The sequence below is a fragment of the Methylobacterium sp. 2A genome, assembly GCF_009806555.1.
GTDB lineage: Bacteria > Pseudomonadota > Alphaproteobacteria > Rhizobiales > Beijerinckiaceae > Methylobacterium.
In genome coordinates this window covers 1-16,614 of record NZ_VUOK01000052.1, presented here as the reverse complement: position 1 = coordinate 16,614, position 16,614 = coordinate 1, and the positions used below count along the sequence as shown (strand labels likewise).

15 protein-coding genes are annotated in these 16,614 nt (G+C 69.7%); 7 read left to right on the top strand and 8 right to left on the bottom strand.

From position 1 onward, the window contains the following. Positions 1-21: 21 nt before the first annotated feature. Complete coding sequence (locus FVE89_RS22890; RefSeq protein ID WP_160536572.1) at positions 22-1,572, bottom strand: FAD-dependent oxidoreductase; 1,551 nt, start codon at positions 1,570-1,572, stop codon at positions 22-24. 223 nt (positions 1,573-1,795) lie between these two features. Next, positions 1,796-2,686 (bottom strand): DMT family transporter, encoded by an 891-nt coding sequence (locus FVE89_RS22885; protein ID WP_160536571.1) that lies wholly within the window; start codon positions 2,684-2,686, stop codon positions 1,796-1,798. A gap of 194 nt (positions 2,687-2,880) precedes the next feature. Between FVE89_RS22885 and FVE89_RS22880 the strand changes: the two genes are divergently transcribed. Then, complete coding sequence (locus tag FVE89_RS22880; RefSeq protein WP_160536681.1) at positions 2,881-3,753, top strand: YihY/virulence factor BrkB family protein; 873 nt, start codon at positions 2,881-2,883, stop codon at positions 3,751-3,753. Continuing rightward, positions 3,732-4,604 (top strand): alpha/beta hydrolase, encoded by an 873-nt coding sequence (locus tag FVE89_RS22875; protein ID WP_202131018.1) that lies wholly within the window; start codon positions 3,732-3,734, stop codon positions 4,602-4,604. Before FVE89_RS22880 ends, FVE89_RS22875 begins: the two co-directional genes overlap by 22 nt. Before the next feature lie 167 nt (positions 4,605-4,771). On the opposite strand, the gene FVE89_RS22870 is transcribed toward FVE89_RS22875, so the two are convergent. Next, positions 4,772-6,547, bottom strand: coding sequence for a glucan ABC transporter ATP-binding protein/ permease (locus FVE89_RS22870; RefSeq protein ID WP_160536570.1), 1,776 nt, complete (start codon positions 6,545-6,547; stop codon positions 4,772-4,774). A gap of 282 nt (positions 6,548-6,829) precedes the next feature. On the opposite strand from FVE89_RS22870, the gene FVE89_RS22865 reads away from it, so the two are divergent. Both FVE89_RS22865 and FVE89_RS22860 read left to right on the top strand, forming a co-directional pair. Continuing rightward, complete coding sequence (locus tag FVE89_RS22865; protein WP_160536569.1) at positions 6,830-7,603, top strand: MotA/TolQ/ExbB proton channel family protein; 774 nt, start codon at positions 6,830-6,832, stop codon at positions 7,601-7,603. 1 nt (position 7,604) lies between these two features. Further along, a complete protein-coding gene (locus FVE89_RS22860) occupies positions 7,605-8,438 on the top strand; it encodes a flagellar motor protein MotB (protein WP_160536568.1) in 834 nt (277 codons plus the stop codon). 9 nt (positions 8,439-8,447) lie between these two features. On the opposite strand, the gene FVE89_RS22855 is transcribed toward FVE89_RS22860, so the two are convergent. Further along, positions 8,448-8,924 (bottom strand): CAP domain-containing protein, encoded by a 477-nt coding sequence (locus FVE89_RS22855; protein WP_160536680.1) that lies wholly within the window; start codon positions 8,922-8,924, stop codon positions 8,448-8,450. 148 nt (positions 8,925-9,072) lie between these two features. Here FVE89_RS22855 and FVE89_RS22850 point away from each other — a divergent pair, with 148 nt between their 5' ends. Together FVE89_RS22850 and FVE89_RS22845 are read left to right on the top strand one after the other, a co-directional pair. Beyond that, positions 9,073-9,414 carry a DUF6516 family protein gene (locus FVE89_RS22850; protein WP_342389726.1) on the top strand — a complete coding sequence of 114 codons (342 nt, stop codon included), beginning with the start codon at positions 9,073-9,075 and terminating at the stop codon, positions 9,412-9,414. Between the two features lie 8 nt (positions 9,415-9,422). Next, positions 9,423-9,815 (top strand): hypothetical protein, encoded by a 393-nt coding sequence (locus FVE89_RS22845; RefSeq protein ID WP_160536567.1) that lies wholly within the window; start codon positions 9,423-9,425, stop codon positions 9,813-9,815. 31 nt (positions 9,816-9,846) lie between these two features. Here the strand turns inward: FVE89_RS22845 and FVE89_RS22840 are convergent, their stop codons facing one another. Beyond that, a complete protein-coding gene (locus FVE89_RS22840) occupies positions 9,847-12,573 on the bottom strand; it encodes a DUF3772 domain-containing protein (protein WP_160536566.1) in 2,727 nt (908 codons plus the stop codon). A 567-nt stretch (positions 12,574-13,140) separates the two neighbouring features. Between FVE89_RS22840 and FVE89_RS22835 the strand changes: the two genes are divergently transcribed. Beyond that, positions 13,141-13,689: an HNH endonuclease gene (locus FVE89_RS22835; RefSeq protein WP_160536565.1), complete on the top strand. Its 549-nt coding sequence runs from the start codon at positions 13,141-13,143 to the stop codon at positions 13,687-13,689. A gap of 191 nt (positions 13,690-13,880) precedes the next feature. Here FVE89_RS22835 and FVE89_RS22830 read toward each other — a convergent pair whose 3' ends face one another. The 3 genes from FVE89_RS22830 to FVE89_RS22820 all read right to left on the bottom strand — a co-directional run bounded on the left by FVE89_RS22830 (position 13,881) and on the right by FVE89_RS22820 (position 16,291). After that, positions 13,881-14,120, bottom strand: coding sequence for a hypothetical protein (locus tag FVE89_RS22830; protein WP_160536564.1), 240 nt, complete (start codon positions 14,118-14,120; stop codon positions 13,881-13,883). A gap of 41 nt (positions 14,121-14,161) precedes the next feature. Beyond that, entirely contained in the window at positions 14,162-15,025 is an 864-nt protein-coding gene (locus FVE89_RS22825; protein WP_160536563.1) for an outer membrane beta-barrel protein, read from the bottom strand. 276 nt (positions 15,026-15,301) lie between these two features. Further along, positions 15,302-16,291 carry an outer membrane beta-barrel protein gene (locus FVE89_RS22820; RefSeq protein ID WP_160536562.1) on the bottom strand — a complete coding sequence of 330 codons (990 nt, stop codon included), beginning with the start codon at positions 16,289-16,291 and terminating at the stop codon, positions 15,302-15,304. Positions 16,292-16,614 lie beyond the last annotated feature (323 nt).

Here is a 16,614-nt window from a genome sequence, read left to right as displayed (position 1 = left end):
CGGGTGCGGGCGCGGGTTCCATCACACCCGTGCGGCCCAATCGGCACCGCCCTCGATCGCCTCCGGGCTCGGCGCGCGGCCCTCGCCCAGCAGGTGCAGGAACGCCGTGAAGGGCTTGTTGCGGCCGACGCTGCAGGCCGCGATCACCCGGCCCTCCCGGACGTAATAGGCGATGAAATCGAGCGCCGCAGGGTCGCCCTGCATGATGATGCGCTCGAAATCCGGCGCGTAGCCGCCGTAGTCGAGGCGCTTGTCGCCCTGGTTGCTCCAGAAGAACGGCGCACCGGAGAAGCCGCCCTGCGCCCCCAGGATCGCCCGGGCGGCGTGGGTGCCGTGCTGCTGCGCGAGGCGCCAGTGCTCGATCCGCGCCGTGACGCCGCTGCCGTGCTCCGGAAAGGCCGCGATGTCGCCGGCAATCCAGACCCGCTCGGCGAGCCTGAGGTCGGCGCCCACCCGGATCCCGCCCTTGTCATCGGGCTCGACTCCGGCGACGAGTCCGGTCTCCGGGGCGGCCCCGGCGCCGATCAGGACGAGGTCGGCCGGCAGGCTCGCGCCGTCCTCGGTCTCGACCGCGGTGACGCGGCCATCGCCGGCGATCCGGGCGACGCTGCCGGTCACGAAGGTGACGCCGTTGCCGGCATGGTAGCGCTTGAGCGCCGCGCCCACCGCCTCGCCGAACCGCTTGGCGAAGGGGATCTCCTCCCGGGACAGGACCGTCACCGAGAGGCCGCGCTTGGTCAGGAAGGCCGCGGCCTCCAGGCCGATGAAGCCCGCCCCGATCACCACGACGCGCTTGGCCTCCTCGGCGGCCTCGCTGAGCCGCACGGCGTCGTCGAGGCTGCGCAGCGTCATCACGCCGTCGCGGTCCTTGCCCTCGAAATCCGGCACCACGGCGCGGCTGCCGGTGGCGATCAGCAGCGCATCGCCGGTGAGCGTGCGCCCGTCCGCCAGGGTGACGCTGCGGCCGGCCGGATCGATCCGGGTGGCCTCGGCCTCGATCCGTTCGACCTGGTGGGCGGCGGCGAAATCCGGCTCCAGCAGGGTCTTTTCCGGCGGCGTGGGCTTGGCCAGGAACTGCTTGGACAGCTTGGTCCGGTCGTAGGGCGGATGCGCCTCGCGGCCGACCATCGTGATCCGGCCCGAAAACCCTTCGCGGCGCAGGGTCGTCACGCAGGCGACGGACGCCGCGCCGGTGCCGACGATCAGGACATGGTCCACCGGTGCCGCGGCGTGCTTGGCCGGGGCCGGTTCGGGGGTGAGCGTCGCCACCGCCTCGCCGCCCTCGATCCGGACGGGATAGCGGGTCAGGGCTTCCAGCGCCGGCGGCTCCTCCAGGCTGCCGTCGGCGAGCGCGAAGGCCGCCTTGTGCCACGGGCAGTAGAGCCGGCCGCCGCAGATTTCGCCCTTGGCGAGCGGCGCCCCGAGATGCGGGCACTTGGCCTGGAAGGCGCGCACGCCGTCCGCGTCGCGCACGAACAGGACCGCGTCGTCGCCCGCCTTGCCCTCGGCCTTGCCGCCGAGGGGAATCGCGTCGAGGGCGAGGCGGATCTCGCGGGGCTTGTCCTGGTCCATGCGTATCGCGCTCGGTGCCGGCCCGGGCCGTCGCGACCCGCGCGCATCAAACCGCGAGGCGGCGAAGGGTTTCCGGACCCTGCGGTCGCAGGCCCCGGTCAGGGTTTCGAAAGGGCGAGCCCTTTCGCGGGTCCAGGGCAGAGCCCTGGGAAACCGAGCTTCAGGGCTCCGCCCTGAAAACCCGCCCAAGGGCTCGCCCTTGGGGAACCCGGGCCGAAGGCTCTCAGCCCCGGCTCGCCACCGCGACCCCGAGGGCGGCCAGCGCCATGCCGGCGCCCTGGAGCGGCGTCAGCACCTCGCCGAACAACAGGTAGCCGAGCACGGCCGCCACCGGCGGCACGAGGAAGAACAGGGCCGCCACCCCCGCCACCGCCCCCCGCCGGATCAGCGCCAGCAGCAGCAGGATGCCGGCCACCGAGTTGATCAGGACCGCCCAGGCGAGCCCGGCCCAGAGGGGCGCCACCGGCTCGAACTGCGCGCTGCCGAAGGCGAGCGCCAGGGGGATCGCGCAGGCCATGCCGCCCACGAACTGGAGCGTCGCCCCGGCGAGCAGATCGACCCCGCCGCCGGTGCGCTTCTGCCAGAGGGTGCCGAGCGTCAGCGACAGGACCGCCAGGAAGCTGACCGCCAGCGCCAGCGGCGGGATGCCCGAGGGATCGGCGGCGCCGAGCTTGGGGGCCAGCACGAGCCCCGCCCCGGCGAAGCCCATCAGGATGCCGAGCGCCCGCCGCGGGCTGACGCGCTCGCCGAGCAGGGGCTGCGCCAGGAGCGCGGTCAGCAGCGGCTGGAGGCTGCCGACGAGGGCCGCGATCCCGGCCGGCAGCCCGTGGCTCACCGCCCAGAAGACGCCCGACAGGTAGATGCCCTGCATCAGGAAGCCCGCGATGACGGGATCGCGCCAGCCCGCCCGGTCCGCCGGCCAGCGCACGCGCGACGCGACCGCGATCCCCGCCAGCACCAGGGCGACCGCGGTGAAGCGCAAAGCCGTAAAGGCCAGCGGGTCCGCGTGCGGCACCACGGCGCGGGCGGAGATGAAGCCGGTCGCCCAGATCGGCACGAACAGGGTCGGGAGGACGCTGGCCGCGCGCGTCGGCGGTCGTGAGGATGTCAGCATGGCCGTATCTAAGGCGCATCCGGCCCGCGAGTCGCAATGGCGAGGCGGCGCGGCCGTGCGTCATCCTGGTCGTGTTCGGGACCGGATCGCGTCGACGGCGTTGACGGGCCGGCCCCGGCGCCGTTCATCGGCGCGCTGTTTCGCCAGAGGATCGTCAGAGCATCGTGAAACCCCTCCGCAACGGATTGCAGGTCATGGGCGTGGCGGCACAGCGCTTCGTCTCCCATGACGGCTGGGCGATCGCGAGCCACATCGCGCTCTCGACCCTGACGTCGCTGTTCCCGTTCCTGATCCTGCTCGCCGCCCTGGCCGGCCTGTTCGGCACGCAGTCCCTCGCCGACGAGGCGGGTGTGCTGATCTTCGACGCGTGGCCGCGGGAGATCGCCAAGCCGATCGTGGGCGAGGTGCACCGGGTGCTCACCGAGCAGCGCCGCGGCGTGCTGACGCTCGGCGCGCTGTTCGCCCTCTACTTCTCATCCTCGGGGGTCGAGAGCCTGCGGGTCGGGCTGAACCGGGCCTATGGCCTGCGCGAGGGCCGGCCCTGGTGGCTGACCCGGCTCGAATCGATCGGCTACGTGATCTGCGGCGCCTTCGCGATGCTGGCCTTCGCGCTGCTCGTGGTGCTGGGGCCGCTGATCTGGCGCAACGTCGTGCTGGTGGCGCCGGGGCTGGAGCCCCTGAGCCTCACCGTGGCGATCGGGCGGATCGCCATCACCGCGCTGCTGCTCGCCGTGATCCTGGTGATCGCCCACAAGTTCGTGGCGGCGGGGCGGCGCTCGATCCTGTCGGTGCTGCCGGGGATCGGGGTGACGCTGGTGCTGTGGTTCTTCGCGGGCCTCGGCTTCGGCTACTATCTCGACCGGTTCTCGAACGCCTACGCGTCGACCTACGGGGGCCTGGCCACCGCGATGGTGTTCCTGGTGTTCCTCTACTGGCTCGCCGCCATGTTCCTGTTCGGCGGCGAGATCAACGGCACGGTGATCGCCGCCCGCCGCAGCCGATTGCAGGCGCGGATGCTGGCGCGCCGGGCCGAAATGGAGGGCAAATGGACGGAATCGAACACCTGAGGATCCGCGCGAACGGGGCGGACCTCCACGTCGCGCGCTGCGGCACCGGGGCGCCGCTGCTGCTGCTCCATGGCTGGCCGGAATTCTGGCTGACCTGGGAGCCGGTGATGGCGCGGCTCGCGGACCGCTACACGCTGATCGCCCCGGACCTGCGCGGCTTCGGCGACAGCGACAAGCCGGCGGGACCCTTCGGGCCGCCGGACCACGCCGCCGACATGGTGGCGCTCCTCGACGCGCTCGGGATCGCGCGGGCCGGCATCGTCGGGCACGATGTCGGCGGGGCGGTGATCCAGGCGCTCGCCCGGGCGAACCCGGAGCTTTGCGCCGGGCTGGTCCTGTTCGATTTCGTCTATCCGGGGATCGGCCCGCGCCTCGGCGCGCCGGACCGCCTGAACGAGATCTGGTACCAGTCCTTCAACCAGATGGATCTGGCCGTGCAGCTGGTCGGCGCGAGCCGCGAGAGCTGCGCCGCCTATATCGGCCACTTCCTGCGCCACTGGTCGCACCGGAAGGACGCGTTCGATCCGGTGCTCGACGCCTTCGTGGATGCGTACTGGAAACCCGGAAACCTCGCGGGCGGCTTCGCGCATTACCGGGCGGCCCATGCCGGGCGGGTGGCGATGCTCAAGGGCGAGGCCCCGCCCCTGCCGCCGATCACGGTGCCGACCTGCGTGCGCTGGGCCGAGCACGACCCGATCTTCCCCTATGCCTGGACCGACCGCCTGGGCGAGACCTTTTCGGACCTGGATCTGGCGCCGTTTTCCGGCGTCGGGCACTTCCCGCATCGGGAGGATCCGGACCGGGCCGCGGACGAGATCGCGGGGTTCTTCGCGCGGATCGGGTTGGCGTAGCCACCGCATTCTGCCGGACGCGATAGGCCCTCTCCCGTGGGGCGACCGGATTGGCACGCCGTGCAAGGCTCAGTGGCAGCCGAATAAGGCGCTGGTCCCCTCTCCTGAAGGGGGGGGGGAACTCGTGCATCATCCTCAAATGCAGGGCTTGCAGCCGGCGGCGATCCTCACGCCGCCAGCGCCAGCCCCTCCTCGTCCTCCGCCTCGGCCGCCATGAACTGCGCTCGGGCGAGCTCGGCGAAGCGGCCGTCCTGGGCCACCAGCTGGTCGAAGGTGCCGGCCTCGACGATCCGGCCCTCGTGGAACACCAGGATCCGGTCGGCATCGCGGATCGTGGCGAGGCGGTGGGCGATCACGAAGGTGGTCCGCCCCGCCATCACCGCCTCCAGCGCCCCCTGGAGCTTGCGCTCGGTGGCGGCGTCGAGCGCCGAGGTCGCCTCGTCGAGGATCAGGATCGGCGGGTTCTTCAGGAGCGCCCGGGCGATCGAGAGCCGCTGGCGCTCGCCCCCCGAGAGCGACCGGCCGCGCTCGCCGATCACCGTGTCGAGCCCGTTGGGCTGGCGCGCCAGGAAGGCGCTGGCCTGGGCGCGCTCCAGGGCGTCGAGCATCTCGGCATCCGTGGCGTCGGGGCAGCCGACCTGCAGGTTCTCGCGGATCGAGCGGGCGAACAGCATCGGCTCCTGGAACACCACGCCGATATTGTGCCGCAGGCTCGCGAGGCCGATGTCGCGGACATCCATGTCGTCGATGCGGATCGCGCCGGAGGCCGGGTCGAAGCTGCGGTGCAGGAGGCCGAGCGTCGTCGACTTGCCCGAGCCGGTGGTGCCGACGAGCGCGATCGTCTCGCCGGGACGGGCCGTGAACGAGACGCCGTCGAGCGCCCGCCGCGTGCCGTCATACGAGAAGGTCACGTCCTCGAAGGTCACCGCGCCCGTGAACCGCGCCACCTGCCGGGCCTGCGGCCGGTCGGCCACCGCCGGGACGGTGTCGTAGATCTCGAAGAACTCGGCGATCTTCGGGGCCTGCTGGAACAGGCCGTTGACGAAGCCGACCACGTGGTCGAGCCGGGCCACGAAGGCGGTGGCGAGGCTCATGAAGGCCACGACCTCGCCCACCGTGGTGGTACCCGCCTGATAGAGCCAGATGCCGGTGACGAAGATCGCCGTCATGGTGATGGTCGCAGACGCCCGGGTCGCCACGTTGGCGAGCGCCCACCAGGACAGGACCGGGATCTGCGCGGCGAGCAGGTTGGTGATGATGCCGCGCATCGCGTCCTTCTCGGCCTTGGCGCGGGTGAAGGACTGGATCACCGCGACGTTGCCCAGCGCGTCCGAGGCGTGGGCGGCGAGCCCCGAATTGAATTCCTCGACCTGGCCCTGGAGCGTCTCGGTCCGGCGCATCACGAAGGTGGTGAGCCCGGTGAAGGCCAGCACCAGCACCACGAGGATCGCGCCGAGCTGCCAGTTGATGAACAGGGTCATCGGCAGCAGCACGCCGAGCGAGACCAGCGCGACCAGATGGTCGCGGAAGAAGCCGAGCCACAGCCACGCCATGCCGTTCGTGCCCTCCAGCATCGCCTTCAGGACGCGGCCAGAATGGTTGGCCGAGTGGAAGGCGAGCGGCAGATCGAGCACGTGCTCGAAGTAGCTCGCCATCGCCGACAGGCGGTTGCGGTGGGCCAGCCGGTCGGCGTGGAGCGCGATGAACACCCCCGCCGCGATGGTGAAGAAGCCGAACGCCACCCAGGCGGCCAGCAGCGGCAGCATCGTGCCCATCGCGTTGCCGCCGCGCTGGAGATGGGTCAGCTGATCGATGATCCGCCCCATCAGCAGGGGCTCGGCGAAGGCCGCGATGGCCAGCACGACGTTGGTCGCCGCCAGGCCGATCGCCAGCCGCCGCTCCGCCTTCAGAAAGCCCAGGACCCGCCCGTACAGACGAACCATCGTACCGCTCCGCCACCCCTGGCGCGGCCCGTGTGACCCGGGTCCTGCGCCATCTCTCAACGGGGCCCGGCCGGCCGGCAGCTTCGCCGTTCCTGCCGCCAAACCCCTCGTACGACAGGTGTATGCCAGCGTCCGCCTGAACGGGCGATGACGGACCGATACAGGCTCCGACGGACCGCCTTAACTGTTCGTTCAGCGCGATTTCCGAGCGCTGGGGTTAGCCTGGCCGTTCCCGGCCCCGGGTTCCGGTTTTTCAACGATTCGGCGTCGTTCATCCGCTCCATGGATCTCGCAACCGCACTCGGCCTGCTCTCGGGCCTCGGCGTCGTGATCGGGCTGATCATGCTCGATGGCGGCCATTTCGGCGCCTATGCCTCGGAGCACGCGGTGGTGGTGGTGTTCGGCGGCGCCACCGCGGCCACGATGATCCGCTTCCCGTTCTCGGTGATCCTGCACGGCCTGCCGATGGGCCTGCGCTACGCCTTCATGATGCGCTCGGTGAAGCCGCAGGAGCTGATCGAGGAGATCACCCAGATCGCCGACGTGGTCCGCAAGAGCGGGCCCATCGCGCTCGAGAACATGGAGATCTCCGACCCGTTCCTGGCTCAGGGAGCGCGCTACATCGCCGACGGCTACGACCGCGAGTTCATCCGCGACACGATGGAGCGGGACCGCGACAACTTCCTGATGCATCTCGACGAGGGCTCGAAGGTCTATCGGGCCTTCGGCGACTGTGCCCCGGCCTGGGGCATGGTCGGCACCATCCTCGGCATGGTGGCGATGTTCGCCAACATGTCGGACCCCTCGAAGCTCGGCCCCGCCATGGCGACGGCGCTGCTCGCCACCCTCTACGGCGCCGTGATCGCCAACCTCGTCACCCTGCCGCTCGCCGACAAGCTGCACGTGAAGCTGGAGGAGGAGGACGTGTCGCGCTCGCTGATCATCGACGGCATCCTGATGATCCGCGACCAGAAGAGCCCGACGCTGGTGCGCGAGATGCTGGTCGCCTACCTGCCGCACAACCATCGCGACGCGCTGATGGAGCAGGCCGCCTGAGATGGCCCGGAGGAAGCGCGGCGGCGCGCATGGCGGCCACGGCTGGTTCGTCACCTTCGCCGACCTGATGGCGCTGCTGATGAGCTTCTTCGTGATGGTGGCGGCGTATTCCACGCAGGACCAGAAGAAGATGCAGCTGGTGGCGGGCTCCATGCGCGACGCCTTCGGCGTCAACAAGGACTCGAAATTCGCCGGCATCATCGAGTTGGAGGGCCTGCCGGCCGCCGACCACCTGAAGAACCTGCGGGACGTGCCCCCCGATCAGGCCACCGACCGGACCACGCCGCCGCGGCGCGACACGCGCAGCGCGTTCGGCCTGCCCGACATGGGCGAGCCGGAGAATTTCGGCCTCGCGGCGGCTTCCCTGCGCCAGGCCCTGCAGAGCATGCCGGACTTCGCCGAGCTGTCGAAGAACATCATCATCGCCCGGACCGAGCAGGGGCTCGACGTGTCGATCGTCGACCAGGACGGGCGCTCGATGTTCCCGGAGGGCTCGACCCGGCCCGACGACCGCACCCGGCGCCTGCTGGAGAAGCTCGGCCCGGCTTTGCGCCAGATGCCGAACCGCATCGCCATCACGGGCTTCACCGCCACCGACCGGCCCGGCCAGCGCCCGGCGGCCCCACCCTGGGCGCTGTCGGCGGGGCGCGCGGTGAGCGTCCGGGAGATCCTGGCGGGGTCCGGGATACCGGACGACCGGTTCGCTTCGGTCACCGGCAAGGCCGACACCGAGCCGATGTTCCCCGACAACCCCTACCTGGCGGCCAACCGGCGGGTGACGGTGACGCTGCTCAAGGAAGCGCCGCCGGTGCCGAACGTGAAGGGGCTGCCATAGGGTGCGACGCTATCGGGCCGTGAGCAGCGCCCAGTAGACCTTGTACTTCGAGCCCGGCGCGTAGGCGGTGGCGATCCCCATCCGGGTCGCCTTCGGGTTGCGCATCGTGGCGTCGTGCGGGGCGCTCTCGCGCCAGCCGGAGAAGGCCTCGGCCAGGGTGTGGTAGCCGGCCGAGAGGTTGGCGTTCACGTCCGCATAGCCGAGCCGCTCCACCGCGGCCTTGACGGTCTGCGCCCGGCTCGGCCGGTCGGCGAGCGCCATCGCGGCCGCCTCGGCCTCGGCCAGCCGCTGCAATTCCGGATCGACGGTGAGCGGCGCCGCGCCGTGGTTGCGGCGGTAGGACGCGATCATGTCCCGGGCCGCCTCCACGTCGATATGCGCGCTGTCGTTGGCGAGCGGCAGGTAGATGCTCGGCAGGGCCGAGGAGGCGGGTGCCTGGGCCGCGCAGGCCCCGAGGAGCGCCGGAACCAGGGCTGGGATCAGGATACCGGCCGCCCGCTCCAGGCCCCGTCTCACGCTTCGTCCGCTCACGCTTCCGAGAATCCCTGCTGCGGCAACCGGCTTGGATGCCCGAGCGATATAGGCAGGGTCGGATCGAACCGCACCCCGTGTCAGAATCACAGGTCGACGTGATATGACATTTGATGTCATACCCGTTCCTGCATCCTCGTCATCCATGGCGCGTGCGCGACTTCTACTCGACGACAAAAAGGTCTTCGCGGATGGTATGATCCTTCAGCTCAAGCTGTGGGAACTTCAGCCTCCCGACCGGGTGCCCGGTTCGGTGCACGGCTTCAAATACTCGCTGTTCTATGACCGTCAGGGTCAGCGGATCCTGGCCTATGACAACGAGGCGGGTAAGGGTGATCACGTCCATCGCGGTGCGGAGGAGACGCCCTACCTGTTCACGACGTTCGAGACGTTGCGGGACGATTTTCTGACCGAAGTCGGAAGGCTGCGTGGAGGTACTCTATGAGCGGCGAGATGAGCGGCGAGATAACGTTCGTCATCGGTGGGTCGGTGGAGGATATGCGGGCGCGTTTCCTCTCGGCGGTGCGGCGCGCGGAGGCCGGCGAAGCCGTGGAGCCCGAACGCGTCGTCACGTTCGAGAATTGGGCGACTTTCCTCAAGACCTTCTCGGCGGCCCGCATCGCATTGCTGGAGGCCCTGGCGGCCGGGCCAGCCGACTCGATCAACGCGCTGGCGGGCGCGCTCGGCCGGAATTACCGGCGCGTGCACGACGACGTGGCGGCTCTGGAAAGGGCCGGCCTGTTGAAGCGGACCGGGACGCGGGTGATGCTCGCCGCCGAGGGCGCGTGCGCACATCTCGACCTGCGGCCTGCCCGGGCGCGCCGACAGAAGGTGCCTTCCTCCTGAGGCAGGGTCGGGCGGATCCGCACCCGCCCCCTCAGCCGCCCGCGCTCCGCAGGGTCCGGTCCCGCTGCGCCCTGGCCCCCTCCCCGGCCTCGGCGGCGGGGGCTGCGGCCGGTGCCGCCAGCCCGAACCGGCTGGCGATCTCGCCCATGGCGCTCTGCATCGTGTCGAGCCCCTGCACGGTCACGATGCTGGAGCCGGGGCCGAGCGGCGGGATGAAGCCCGCCTCCACCAGGGTCGAGAACACGGAAAAGTTCAGGTCGGTCTGGACCTTCAGGCCGAGGCTCACGTCGGTGATCCAGACGAGCAGCTCGAATTCCAGGAACGGGTCGCCGATCTTCCGGAACACCACCCGGGGTGGCGGATCCCGCAGCACGTCGGCATGGGCCTGGGCACAGGCCGTGATCATCTCGGCGGCCCGGACCGGATCCTGGTTGCGCAGGACGCTGACCGTGATGCTCACCCGCCCCGAGCGGTCGCCGCGCACCCGGTTCTTCACCACCCCGGAGATCAGGTTGGAGTTCGGCACGATCACGGCCGAGCGGTCGAAGGTCTGGATCTCGGTGGAGCGCACCGAGATCCGCTTCACGATGCCCTCGGAATCGCCGATCACCACCTGATCGCCGACCCGGATCGGCCGCTCCCACAGGAGCAGCAGGCCGGAGACGAAGTTGTTGACGATCGATTGCAGGCCGAAACCGATACCGACCGACAGGGCACCGGCCACCAGGGTCAGCTTCTCGAGGCTCAGACCCAGATACGAGAAGGCGAGCGCCAGCGCGAGCAGGAAGCCGCAATAGCCCGCCACCGTGGTGATCGAGTTGCGCAGGCCCGCGTCGAGGTCGGTCGCCGGCAGGTAGGTGTTCTCCAGCCAGCGCTGCACGCCCTTGGTGATGAATACGCCGACCACCAGGATGCCGATCCCCAGCGCGATGCTGGACAGCGAGATCGTCACGTCCCCGACCTTGAAGCCGAAGAAGGCCTGCCGGACCGACGACACGATATCGGTGGAATCGAGCCCCCAGGGCGCCAGCACCAGCAGGGCCGCCGTCAGGAACAGCACGACCCGGGCGGCGCCGGTCGCCAGGACCGAGATCTGGTTCAGCGAGCGCTTGCGCAGGCCGGTATTGGCCTGGAGTGCGGTGGCGAGCCGCGTCTCGTCGGACAGCGCGCGGCCGATGAAGATGTCGACGCTCTGGACCAGCAGGTAGAGCAGCACCAGGATGCAGGCGGCCCAGATCAGCTGGTCGATCAGGAAGGTCGCGAAGGCGACGTAGCCCACCAGCGCGCCGAGCCCGATCACGCCGACCGCGGCCCAGCCGAGGAGCCGGGCCGGGCCGCCGATGCCCGTGGTGGTCTTGGTCGGCACGTAGGGGCCGAAACAGGCCTCCTCCTCCTGCTCGGTATCGGCGAAGCGGTGCAGGCCGATCGCCAGGATCAGGGCGGTCGCCACGGCGCCGAGGCCCCGTGTGGCGATCGAGATCGGCAGGGCGGCCGAGATCCCGGAATTGAGCGCCTCCACGGACTTCACCACCGTCACCACCGTGGCGATGCCGACCGCGAGCCGCGTCAGGCGCGTGGCCGCCGCATCGCTCACGGGGGCGGGGCGCCATGCCGGCTTCTCCGGGCTGAGCAGCCCGTCGCAGAGCGCCTCCGCGAAGGCGATGAAGGCGAGGCCCCCGGAGATCGCGGCCGCCACCGGCAGGAGCCGGGACGGCAGGAGGTTCGTGGCGTCGAGGGCGTAGTAGACCGCGTAGGAGCCCGCCACCGCCGGCACAGTCCCGAGCAGGATCACCCGCCAGGCGGCGAGCAGCCGCGCCCGCCGCGACGGATCGGTCTTGCCCACGTCCCGGTGGGCGCCCCGGGGGGCGATGTTGCGCCGCCCGAAATACAGCGCCACCGAGATCCCGAAGGCGAGCCCCAGGAACAGCAGGTTGCCGATGCTGCCGTTGCGGGAGAACAGCAGGCCGATGTCGGAGAGCGCGCTCTGCAGCGCCCGCGTGTCCCGGGGGATGTCGGCCATCACCTTGGCCCAGAGGCCGGGGCCGATCAGCGGCTGGGAGCGCTGGAACAGGTCGCGGGTGAAGGATTCGCGGCGGCGGTTCGAGACGCGGTCGACGATCTGGTCGCCCTGCACCACCAGCGAGCGGGCCAGCCGCTGGGTCTCGTCGATCCGGGTGACGGCGGCCTCGCGCTCGGCGCGCTGCTCGGCGACCTCCGGGCTTTCCTGGACGTCCTTGGGCTTCGGCCCGAGCTGGGCCAGCCGCTCGCGGGCGGCCTCGAGCGGCGCGTCGAGCCGGGTGACCAGGCCGCGGATCTCGTCGGTGACCGTGACGGCGCTGTCGCGGATGGCCGTGAGGTCGGCCACCGTCAGGTCGGTGTGCCCGAGCTGCTTCTCGCGGGCGTCGAGCTCGGCCTTGGCGGCGTCGAGCTTCGCCCGCACCGCCTTGAACTGTTCCGGAACCTCCGTCTGCACCGGGGCCGGCTTCGCCTCGGCGGGCTTGGCGGCCGCGGGCTTGGTTTCGGCGGGTTTGGCGTCCGTCGGCTTGGTGTCGGTGGCCTTGCCGGCCGGCACCTGGACGTGGATTTGGGCGGGGATTTGGGCGGGGCCTTGCGCAGGTCCCTGAGCCGGCGCCTGGGCGCAGGCCGGCAGCGGCGCCGCCATCGAGAGGCCCAGCATCAGGGCGGCGCGCAGGACGGGCAGGCGGCACGGGCAGGCACCGCTCTCCGGCCTGCGGGTACGCGCTGGCGTACGAATCATGGGCGACCTCTCGTCGGGCGCGCCGGACGCGCGGTCGGGATCCGGCATCGGCGAATCGGCGGCGATAGGGGACCGGGCGGCCCTCCTGGCGGCCCGGCGCTCTGGGGGAGCAATAGGGCGAAACCGTGCCCCTGCCCACCCCGGGCCGCGGATCCGGCGGCTCCCCGGCTCCGCGCAGACGGGCCGCGGGTGCGTCCTGTGGGTGCGTCCCTGGGCCCTGCGGGAAAAGCTTCACAAGGGTGTCACGCTGGGATTAGATGAACACCTGATGGACAGGGCCTTTTCGTCATCACGCGGAAGGGCATGGCCGGTGATCGTGCCGGCCCGGCCCGGCCGCGTTCCGGATCTGACCGCCTCGACTGGCGCCCCCGCGCGCCGGCCCGCCGCCCTGTTGTTCCCTCAACCTCTCCCGCCAAGTCTTTCCTCGCCAAGTCTTTTCCCGCCAAGCCGACGCGTCGCGCGCCGGCCCGTCCTGTATCGGCCCCGGGCCGGTTCGGACGGGTCGGCGGGGCGATGGCGCGGTCCTGCGCGTTATCCGCGTCAGAGATAGTCCGAAGAGTCGCGCCGATGATGGATCTCCAAACCCTCGTCCTCAACGCGGATTATCGGCCGCTCTCGTACAATCCGCTCTCCCTGTGGTCGTGGAAGGACGCTTTCACGGCCCTGTTCCTCGACCGCGTCACCCTGGTGGCGAGCTACGACGTCGAGGCGCGCTCGCCCTCGCGCTCGCTGCGGGTGCCCAGCGTGGTGGCGCTGAAGAACTACGTGGCGCTGGCCCGCAGCCCGGCCTTCACGCGCTACAACATCTACCTGCGCGACGGATTCAGCTGCCAGTATTGCGGCCTGCGCCTGCCCTCGGGCGGCCTGACCTTCGACCACGTGGTGCCGCGCTCCCGGGGCGGCCTGTCGAGCTGGGAGAACGTCGTGGCGGCCTGCTCGCCCTGCAACCTGCGCAAGGCCAACCGGACCCCGGACGAGGCCGACATGCCGCTGATGAACGCCCCCCGGCGGCCGACCCGCTACGAGTTGCACCACCGCCAGCCCGAGTTCGACCACCGGCAATATCACCACACGTGGCTCGACTACCTGTACTGGGACAGCGAGCTGGAGAGCTGAGGCGGTAACTGATCCTCGACGCGACGGGGCTCTCGGCCGCACGTGAGGGGAAGCGCTGATCCGCTTGAGATCCCCTCGGCGGGTCTCACCGGCCGGGTCGGCGATCTCTATCAGGACACGCGGTGGCAACCGCGACCGACCCGGAACCCGCGAGCCTGATCGACGCGCGGAACCACGATCGGAAATCGCCGTCACCAAGCCGGCGCGGAGCGGGGCGGCTCGTTGTACAGGGGCACATTGTGGTTGCGCGGCAGGTAATCCCGCACCAGCACGGGCGGCGGGACGACCGGGATGACCGGAACGGGCCGCACCAGGACCCTGTGGCGGAGGACGCGCCGCCCGGGCCGGTCCCCGGTCCAGGCGGGGGATGCCAGGACGGGTCCCGCGACGAGCAGGGCCGCGGTGACCGCGAGACAGCGACGACCACGCATGGACAGGCTCCTGGCGGCAAGCAACGTCGGAACGCGCGGCATCAGAACTTGATGGCTGCGCCGGCCCGGACGGTGTTCAGGTTGACCTTGTGGCCGTCGAAATCGCTGAACAGAACGTACTGATACTCGGCGCGCAGGAGGATGTTCGACGTGATCGCGTATTCGAGGCCGGCCCCCAGCGCCACGCCGGCCACCACCTTCGTCCGCGAGCGCTGATCGTTTGCGATGTTGCTGATCGTGTTGATGTAGGTCTTCGTCCCGGCGAGATTGGCGTTGTACGCGCTGACGTCGAAGCCGGTATCGGCGTAATTGAGCGTCTCCGCGATGCGGGCGCGGCCGATCGCGACGCCACCCGTGACGTACGGCATGAGCGAGTCGATGGCATAGCCGAGGCGGGCGCGCAGCGTTCCGTAATCGTTGATCCGCGTCGCGGACGTCCCGTACATGTTGAGGGTCTCCTGCAGACCCAGCGAATTGGTCTTTGTCAGCCCGATCGTGTTATCGGACCAGCCCATGCGGCCGAAATTGGTGTAATCGCCCTCGATACCGAAAACGAAGCTGTCGTATTGGACGTTGTAGCCCGCATAGGCCCCGAAGCTCATGGCGCCGACGCGCTTTGAGGGCGGACTCAACAGGGACGAGGCGCCGAATTCGGTCTCCGCGGTCGAATTGTGCGAGTGTTGGTAGACCATCGGCGAAAGGGCATTCTTGAAACCCAGCGCCGCCGAGGTGTAGCCGCCATGGCCGCCGACATACACGCCGCTCCAGTCGATCACCCGGACCGGGGCCGGAACCGGATCGTACTCGGCACCGCGCAGGTAATCGTAATCCAGATCGGCGGCCCGGGCGGTGTTGACGCCGCAGAGACCGAGAACCGCCAGCAGCGGAAAGGTGACGGTACGCATCGGGATCGTCCTGGAACTGACGTGATAAGCGGCGGATCGAGCCTCAGCACCGTGATAGTCGAGTAACCTTAATCATCCGTTGCTCGATATGAATTTCCTTGTTTCAATGCTGCTCTATCGGTGTCGTCGTCCAATTCTCGGACGGCATCGATCAACATCGGATATGTCGTCGGCTGCATCCGCATCACCGGACGGTCCCGGAACGCGAAACGGCGCGGAGGGCCTCCGCGCCGTCGCCGTCCGGTGATGAGATCGGGGTGCGATCAGACCGTACGATCAGTACTTGCGCACGAGCGGGCCGGGGACCGGCTCCGGCATCAGCGGGGGCAGCGGGGCCGCCACGACACCGCCGAGGTAGTAGCGCAGGCCGATCTTCACATCGTGCGCTTCGATGTCCTTCACCTTGATCGCCTGCAGGCTGCCGGTGCAGCACGGCACGGTGCCGGCGCCGGTCTCGGCCTTGCCGAGGTTCAGGTAGCGATAGGCCAGCTCGATCTTCAGCGCGTCGGTCACGTTGTAGGCGAGACCGGCATGGAGCGCCCAGGCGAAGCTGCCGCTCGACTTGTCCTTGTAGAACCTGCTGCCGCTGTTGGTGTTGTAGACCGCATTGCCGTTCGCGTCGTAGACCGGCTTGTAGTTGTAAGAGGGCGCTCCGCAACCGCAGCCGTAGATCGGGTTGGCGTAATCGTAGCCGTAGGTCGGGCTGGTGAACTGCTGGTTGGTCGCATAGGACGAGACGTGGTTGAAGGCGTAGCCGACGCCGCCGCCGATGAACGGCGTGATGCCGTACCACGTGCCGAGGTCGAAATACGCGTTGGCCAGCACCACGGCGGAATCGAAGTTGCCGCTCGACTTGTTGACGCCGTAGGAGCCGAGGCCGTCATCGTAATCCGGGCCGCGGTAGTATTCGCTGCCGCGCAGGCCGGTGGCGTAACGGTATTCGCCGGTGATGTCGCCGCGGAAGAACGGGGTGAACTGATAACCGACACCGACGCCCGCGAAGCCGCCGCCGCCGATCTCGTTGCCGAAGGAGCGGTTGGAATCCGGGTAGCCGGTGTAATCGTAGGCCGTGCTGTATTTCGGACGGTTGTAGACGCTGGCGCCCACGTCGCCGCGCAGGTACCAGCCGCCGCCGACCTCGATCGGCTCGGGCGGCGGGGGCGGAGGCGGGGGCAGCAGGTCCGCCGCAGCGGCGAGGCAGGGCGCGCCGACGCTCGCCGCGAGCGTCAGGCTACGCACCAAAGCGTTGAGCTTGGAGCGGGCCATAAGAATTCCTTTACTGAACGCGTGAGCCCGACGCTCCGCGTGCGTGCTCGGGGTGACCCTGTGAAGAATGGGCGCAACGTCTTAAATCCCGCTTAACGTTAAGTCTTAGGCTTGCGAGTCTTCGCTCTGGCGTTGCAAACCGTTGCTCCGCCAATATTTGATTGTCCCCGGGGCTATGTGTCGTCACCCGTTCCCTATCACCCTGCCCGCGGGTGACAGGCTCCGGCGGGACAAGACCGGTTAAGAGCTCCTCACAAAACTCCCGAGCACCGGATATTTCCCTCTGGCCGCGACAGCGCAGCGGGAGTTTTGTGAGAGGCTCT

Coding starts and splice junctions, on each gene's coding strand:
- FVE89_RS22890 (WP_160536572.1), bottom strand. CDS start 1,572: ATGGACCAGGACAAGCCCCGCGAGATCCGCCTCGCCCTCGACGCGATT.
- FVE89_RS22885 (WP_160536571.1), bottom strand. CDS start 2,686: ATGCTGACATCCTCACGACCGCCGACGCGCGCGGCCAGCGTCCTCCCG.
- FVE89_RS22880 (WP_160536681.1), top strand. CDS start 2,881: ATGGGCGTGGCGGCACAGCGCTTCGTCTCCCATGACGGCTGGGCGATC.
- FVE89_RS22875 (WP_202131018.1), top strand. CDS start 3,732: ATGGACGGAATCGAACACCTGAGGATCCGCGCGAACGGGGCGGACCTC.
- FVE89_RS22870 (WP_160536570.1), bottom strand. CDS start 6,547: ATGGTTCGTCTGTACGGGCGGGTCCTGGGCTTTCTGAAGGCGGAGCGG.
- FVE89_RS22865 (WP_160536569.1), top strand. CDS start 6,830: ATGGATCTCGCAACCGCACTCGGCCTGCTCTCGGGCCTCGGCGTCGTG.
- FVE89_RS22860 (WP_160536568.1), top strand. CDS start 7,605: ATGGCCCGGAGGAAGCGCGGCGGCGCGCATGGCGGCCACGGCTGGTTC.
- FVE89_RS22850 (WP_342389726.1), top strand. CDS start 9,073: ATGACATTTGATGTCATACCCGTTCCTGCATCCTCGTCATCCATGGCG.
- FVE89_RS22845 (WP_160536567.1), top strand. CDS start 9,423: ATGAGCGGCGAGATAACGTTCGTCATCGGTGGGTCGGTGGAGGATATG.
- FVE89_RS22840 (WP_160536566.1), bottom strand. CDS start 12,573: ATGATTCGTACGCCAGCGCGTACCCGCAGGCCGGAGAGCGGTGCCTGC.
- FVE89_RS22835 (WP_160536565.1), top strand. CDS start 13,141: ATGATGGATCTCCAAACCCTCGTCCTCAACGCGGATTATCGGCCGCTC.
- FVE89_RS22830 (WP_160536564.1), bottom strand. CDS start 14,120: ATGCGTGGTCGTCGCTGTCTCGCGGTCACCGCGGCCCTGCTCGTCGCG.
- FVE89_RS22825 (WP_160536563.1), bottom strand. CDS start 15,025: ATGCGTACCGTCACCTTTCCGCTGCTGGCGGTTCTCGGTCTCTGCGGC.
- FVE89_RS22820 (WP_160536562.1), bottom strand. CDS start 16,291: ATGGCCCGCTCCAAGCTCAACGCTTTGGTGCGTAGCCTGACGCTCGCG.